The following is a 5,849-nucleotide window of genomic DNA, read 5'->3' on the forward strand; positions in this document are numbered from 1 at the left end:
GGTCGGCGTCGGTGATCCGGGACGCGACGGTGTCGGCGGCCAGCTCGGCCGCCACCCGTCGCGCCTCGGCGGAAAGGGAACCGCCGCCGAGCTCCACGACCGGGAGCCCGACGGCGGGCCGTGACGTCACGTGCGGGTCGCCCCCACTACTTCGCGGAGTCGAGCTGCCCCTGGACGGACTCCTGCAGCTCCGACCAGGACTTCTCGAACTTCTCGACACCCTCGTTCTCGAGGGTGAGGAACACGTCGGTGACGTCGATCCCCGCCGCCGCCAGGGCGTCGAAGACCCGCTGGGCCTCCTCGGCGTAGCCCGTCACCTTGTCGCCCTCGGCGTCGCCGTGGTCGGCGAACGCCTTGAGCGTCTTCTCCGGCATGGTGTTGACCGTGTTCGGCACGACCAGCTCGGAGACGTAGAGCGTGTCCGGGTAGTCCGGGTTCTTCACGCCGGTCGAGGCCCACAGCGGCCGCTGCGGCTTCGCGCCCTCGGCCTCCAGGGCCTTCCAGCGGTCCGAGCCGAAGACCTTCTCGTAGGCGGCGAAGGCGAGCCGCGAGTTGGCGACGGCGGCCTTGCCCTTGAGCGCCGTGGCCTCGTCCGTACCGATCTCGTCCAGCCGTGCGTCGATCTCGGTGTCCACCCGGGACACGAAGAACGAGGCGACCGACGTCAGGGACGACACGGCGATGCCGTTGGCCGCCGCCTGCTCGACGCCGTCGAGGTAGGCGCCCATGACCGCCTCGTACCGCTCGACCGAGAAGATCAGCGTGACGTTCACGCTGACGCCCTCGGAGAGCGCCCGGGTGATCGCGGGCAGGCCCTGCTCGGTGGCGGGGATCTTGACCAGCAGGTTCGGCCGGTCCACCGCCTTCCACAGGTCCAGCGCCTGCGCAACGGTGGCCTCGGTGTCCCGGGCCAGGGTCGGGTCGACCTCCAGGGACACCCGGCCGTCGACGCCGCCGCTGGTCTCCCAGGTGCCGCTGAAGATGTCGCAGGCCTGCTGGACGTCCGCCACGGTGATCTCGCGGATCGCCGCGGCCACGTCGGCCCCGCGCGAGGCGAGCTCGCGGACCTGCGCGTCGTACGCCGCGCCGTCGGACAGGGCGCCCGCGAAGATCGTGGGGTTGGTGGTGACGCCGACGACGTTCCAGTCCGCGATCAGCTCGGCCAGGTTGCCGGAGGTGATCCGCTCGCGGGACAGGTCGTCGAGCCAGATGGACACGCCCGCCGCCGCCAGGGCCGCGAGCCTCTCGTGCTCACTCATGTGTGCTCCTCCTGAGTCAGGACTTGCCCAGGCTCGCCTTGGCCGCGTCGACCACGGCCTCCGGCGTGAACCCGAACTCGCGGAACAGGGTGGCGGCGTCCGCGGAGGCGCCGTAGTGCTCGATCGAGACCGCACGGCCCGCGTCCCCGATGAAGCGGTACCAGGGCATCGCGATGCCCGCCTCGACCGAGACCCTGGCCTTGACCGACGGCGGCAGGACGGAGTCGCGGTACGCGGCGTCCTGCGCGTCGAACCACTCGACACACGGCATCGAGACGACCCGGGTCGGCACGCCCTCGGCCTCGAGGGTCGTGCGGGCCGCGACGGCCAGCTGGACCTCGGAGCCGGTGGCGATGATCACGACCTGGGGCTCGCCGTCCGAGGCGTCCGCGAGGACGTAACCCCCCTTCTTGACGCCCTCGGCCGAGGTGCCCTCCAGCGTCGGGACGTTCTGCCGGGTCAGCGCCAGGCCGACCGGGCCGTCCTGCCACTCGAGGGTGGCCTTCCAGGCGTAGGCGGTCTCGTTCGCGTCGGCCGGCCGGACCATCGACAGGTTCGGGATGGCCCGCAGCGCGGTGAGGTGCTCGATCGGCTGGTGCGTCGGCCCGTCCTCGCCGAGGCCGATCGAGTCGTGCGTCCAGATGAAGATGGCCGCGGTCTTCATCAGCGAGCCCAGCCGGACCGCGCCGCGCATGTAGTCACTGAACTGCAGGAACGTGCCGCCGTAGGGGCGGGTCGGCCCGTGCAGGGCGATGCCGTTGAGGATCGCGCCCATCGCGTGCTCGCGGACGCCGAAGTGCAGCGTGCGGCCGTAGGGGTTCGCGTTCCACATCTTCGTGGCCGCGTCCTTGGGCCCGAACGAGTCCGCCCCCTCCATCGTGGTGTTGTTGCTCTCGGCGAGGTCCGCCGAGCCGCCCCAGAGCTCGGGCAGCACCGGGGCCAGGGCCTTGAGCACCTCGCCCGAGGCCTTGCGGGTGGCGATGCCCTTCGGGTCCGGCTCCCACGACGGCAGCACGTCCGCCCAGCCGTCCGGCAGGGCGTTGGCGAGCAACCGGTCGAACAGGTGCTTGCGCTCGGGCTCCCGCAGGGCCCAGTCGTCGAACGCGGTGCGCCACGAGCTGACGGCGCCGCCCTGGCGCTCGCCGACGTCCCGGGTGTGGGCGAGGACCTCGGGCTCGATCTGGAAGCTCTTGTCCGGGTCGAAGCCGAGGACCTTCTTGACCTCGGCGACCTCCTCGTCGCCCAGCGCGGCGCCGTGCGCCTTGCCGGTGTTCATCTTGGTGGGCGCCGGGAAGCCGATGATGGTCCGCAGCAGGATGAACGACGGGCGGGTCGTCTCGGCCTGGGCCGCCGCGACCGCCTCCAGGATGCCGGTGACGTTCTCGCCGCCCTCGACGACCTGGACGTGCCAGCCGTACGCCTCGTAGCGCTTGGCGGTGTCCTCGGACAGCGCGATCGCGGTGTCGTCCTCGATCGAGATCTTGTTGTCGTCGTAGAAGACGATCAGGTTGCCGAGCTCCTGGCGGCCCGCGAGCGACGACGCCTCGCTGGTGATGCCCTCCTCGATGTCCCCGTCGGAGGCGATCACGTAGATGTGGTGGTCGAACGGGGAGGCGCCCTCGGGGGCGTCGGGGTCGAACAGGCCGCGCTCGCGGCGGGCGGCCATCGCCATGCCCACCGCGGACGACAGGCCCTGGCCGAGCGGCCCCGTCGTCATCTCGACGCCGTTGGGGGTCGCCTCGAGCTCCGGGTGCCCGGGGGTCTTGGAGCCCCAGGTCCGCAGCGCCTCCAGGTCCTCCATCTCCATCCCGTAGCCCGCGAGGAACAGCTGGATGTAGAGCGTGAGGCTGGAGTGGCCCGCGGAGAGCACGAACCGGTCGCGACCGACCCAGCCCGGGTCGCTCGGGTCGTGCCGCATGACGCGCTGGTAGAGCAGGTACGCCAGGGGGGCCAGGCTCATGGCCGTACCCGGGTGGCCGCTGCCGCACTTCTGGACGGCGTCGGCGGCCAGCACGCGGATGGTGTCGACGGCCCGCTTGTCCAGCTCGGTCCAGTCGTCCGGTACCTCGGCGCGGGTCAGCGCGGCGAAGTCGGGCTCCGTAACGGACACGGGTCTGCTCCTGTCCTCGATGGTGGGGGGACGCCGGTCGGTCCCTGCGCGCCGCCACGGCAACGTGGCTGCTCGACCGGCGTGTCCGGCTCGGTCCCGGACTCTAGTCCGCCCGGGGTGGGGCATGCCCGGTTCGGGGCGAGAGGACACACAGTCCTCACCGACCGGACTACCCGGCGACCCCGTCCGGCATTCCACGGGCTAGCATCGACGCGCTGTAGAAGTAGGGTGATCCCCGGTTCCACAGTCCCACCACTGGTCCAGTCCGGCGAGCGAGGTAGCAACTGGTGAGCGCACCCGTGTCACACCGCGGAGCGGCGGCGACCCTTCCGCCGAAGCGCGGTCTCCTCGACACCGTGCGCGCGTACGTGGGGCTCACCAAGGCGCGGATCATCGAGCAGCTGCTCGTGGTCACCGTCCCCGCGATGATGCTGGCGCAGCGCGGGATCCCGTCGGTCTGGCTGATCCTGGCCACCCTGGTCGGCGGCACGATGGCGGCCGCCTCGGCGCACGCGCTGAACTGCGTGGCCGACGCGGACATCGACGCCAAGATGAAGCGCACCGCGCGCCGCCCCACCGCGAAGGGCGAGGTGACCCCGCGCAACGCGCTGGTCTTCGGCCTGGCGCTCGCCGCGCTGTCGGCGGTGTGGCTGTGGCTGACCACCAACCTGCTCTCGGCGGTCCTCTCGCTGGCCGCCATCGCGTTCTACGTGCTCGTCTACACGCTGCTGCTCAAGCGCCGGACCTCGCAGAACATCGTCTGGGGCGGGGCGGCGGGCTGCATGCCGGTCGTCATCGGCTGGTCGGCGGTCACCGGGACGGTGGAATGGCCCGCCCTGGTCATGTTCGGGATCATCTTCTTCTGGACCCCGCCGCACTTCTGGGCGCTGGCCATGAAGTACAAGGACGACTACGCGGCCGCCGAGGTCCCCATGCTGCCGGTGGTGGCGACCCCGCGGCAGGTGTCCGTCCGGATCGTGGCCTACGCCTGGGTGATGGTCGTCTGGACGCTGCTGCTCGCGCCGGTCACCTCCTGGATCTACGTGGCGTTCGCGCTGGTCGCGGGTGCGTACTTCGTGGTCATGGCGCACCGCCTGCACACCGGGGTCAAGGCGGGCCGCGAGGTCTCGCCGATGAGACTGTTCCACCTCTCGAACCTCTACCTCTGCGGCCTGTTCCTCGCGATTGCCGTGGACGCCGCGATCGGCCTCCCCACCGTCCTCTGACCGGCCTCACACCGGGACGTGCGGCACCGCGGGCGGCCGGATCGGCGCGGGGGCCGGTCACCCGCCGGTCCACGCCCGCGGCGCCCCCGCGGGTCGACTAACCCTCGACCGAGGTCGGCCGCAGCCTGGTGGACGGCCCGCCGGCGGCGATGAGGTCATGGGCCCTCGCGCACGCCGAGTACGTCGACGAGCTCGCCTCGGCGGACGACCCCCTCACCGGAGCAGGTCGGGGGTCTCCCACTTCTCGCCCAGCACGTGGTGGGCGAGGAAGGCGTGCACCGTCTCGTACCAGAGCCGCGCGTGGTTCGGGGTGAGGACCCAGTGGTTCTCGTCCGGGAAGTACAGGAAGCGGTGGGGGTTCTCGGCGGGGTCCGCGACCCTCGACTGCAGGTCCCACCACAGCCGCAGGCCCTCGCCGATCGGCACCCGGTAGTCCTTGTCGCCGTGGATGACCAGCATCGGCGTGGTGATCGCCGCGGCGTGCCGGTGCGGGCTGTTGGCCAGCGCCATCTCCGGGGTCATCTCGGTGAGCCAGTAGTCGGCGAAGTCCGTGGTCGGGCCGAACTGGTCCAGCGCCCACAGGCTCGCGTGCGTGACGATCGCCGCGAAGCGGTCCGTGTGCCCGGCGATCCAGTTCGCCATGTACCCACCGAAGGAACCGCCCATCGCGGCCGTGCGGGTGGCGTCGACCTCGGGGAGTGCCTCGGCCGCGTCGGTGATCCGCAGGAGGTCGGTGTAGGGCGGGCCGCCCCACGCGCCCCAGCCGCGCTGCACGAAGGCCTGCCCGTAGCCCGTCGACAGCGCCGGGTCGGGGAGCAGGACGGCGTACCCGCGGGCGGCCATCAGCCACGGGTTCCACCGCCACTGCCAGGTGTTCCAGCTGGCCAGCGGCCCGCCGTGCACCCACAGCAGCAGGGGCGCCGGGTCGGTCCCCTCGGGCAGCACGAGCCAGGCGCGCAGCGGTGAGCCGTCCTCGCCGGTGGCCGTGACCTCGGTGAGCGTGCCGGGCAGCACCGGGGGGTCGAGCGGCGCGGGCAGCAGGGCGGGCTGCTGGTCGGGGGTGTGGGCGTCGAGCCGGACCGGGACGGGCGGGCAGTCGACCGCCGAGCGGAGGGCGTAGACCGCGTTCCCGTCCGGTGCGACGACGGCGTCGGTGTACGCCCCGTGGTCCCCGGTGAGCCGGGTGACCGCGTCCGTCTGCAGGTCGACCCGGAACAGCGGCCCGCGGCCGTGCTCGTCGGCGGCCACCACCAG

The 5,849-nt window shown here is 72.1% G+C and carries 4 protein-coding genes; 1 reads left to right on the plus strand and 3 read right to left on the minus strand.

Translation table 11 applies throughout. From position 1 onward, the window contains the following. Nucleotides 1-146: 146 nt before the first annotated feature. Entirely contained in the window at nt 147-1,259 is a 1,113-nt protein-coding gene (tal, locus tag H5J29_RS18595) for a transaldolase (protein WP_181782226.1), read from the minus strand. Nucleotides 1,260-1,275: 16 nt separating this feature from the next. After that, nucleotides 1,276-3,369, minus strand: a complete 2,094-nt coding sequence (tkt, locus tag H5J29_RS18600; RefSeq protein ID WP_312858302.1) for a transketolase — start codon at nt 3,367-3,369, stop codon at nt 1,276-1,278. Nucleotides 3,370-3,668: 299 nt separating this feature from the next. On the opposite strand from tkt, the gene H5J29_RS18605 reads away from it, so the two are divergent. Further along, nucleotides 3,669-4,595, plus strand: coding sequence for a heme o synthase (locus tag H5J29_RS18605; protein ID WP_181782229.1), 927 nt, complete (start codon nt 3,669-3,671; stop codon nt 4,593-4,595). 213 nt (nt 4,596-4,808) lie between these two features. On the opposite strand, the gene H5J29_RS18610 is transcribed toward H5J29_RS18605, so the two are convergent. After that, nucleotides 4,809-5,849, minus strand: a 1,041-nt coding sequence (locus H5J29_RS18610) for a S9 family peptidase (protein ID WP_181782227.1), incomplete at its 5' end; no start/stop codon positions are given.

It is taken from the genome of Pseudonocardia pini, from assembly GCF_013870575.1.
Taxonomy (GTDB): domain Bacteria; phylum Actinomycetota; class Actinomycetes; order Mycobacteriales; family Pseudonocardiaceae; genus Pseudonocardia; species Pseudonocardia pini.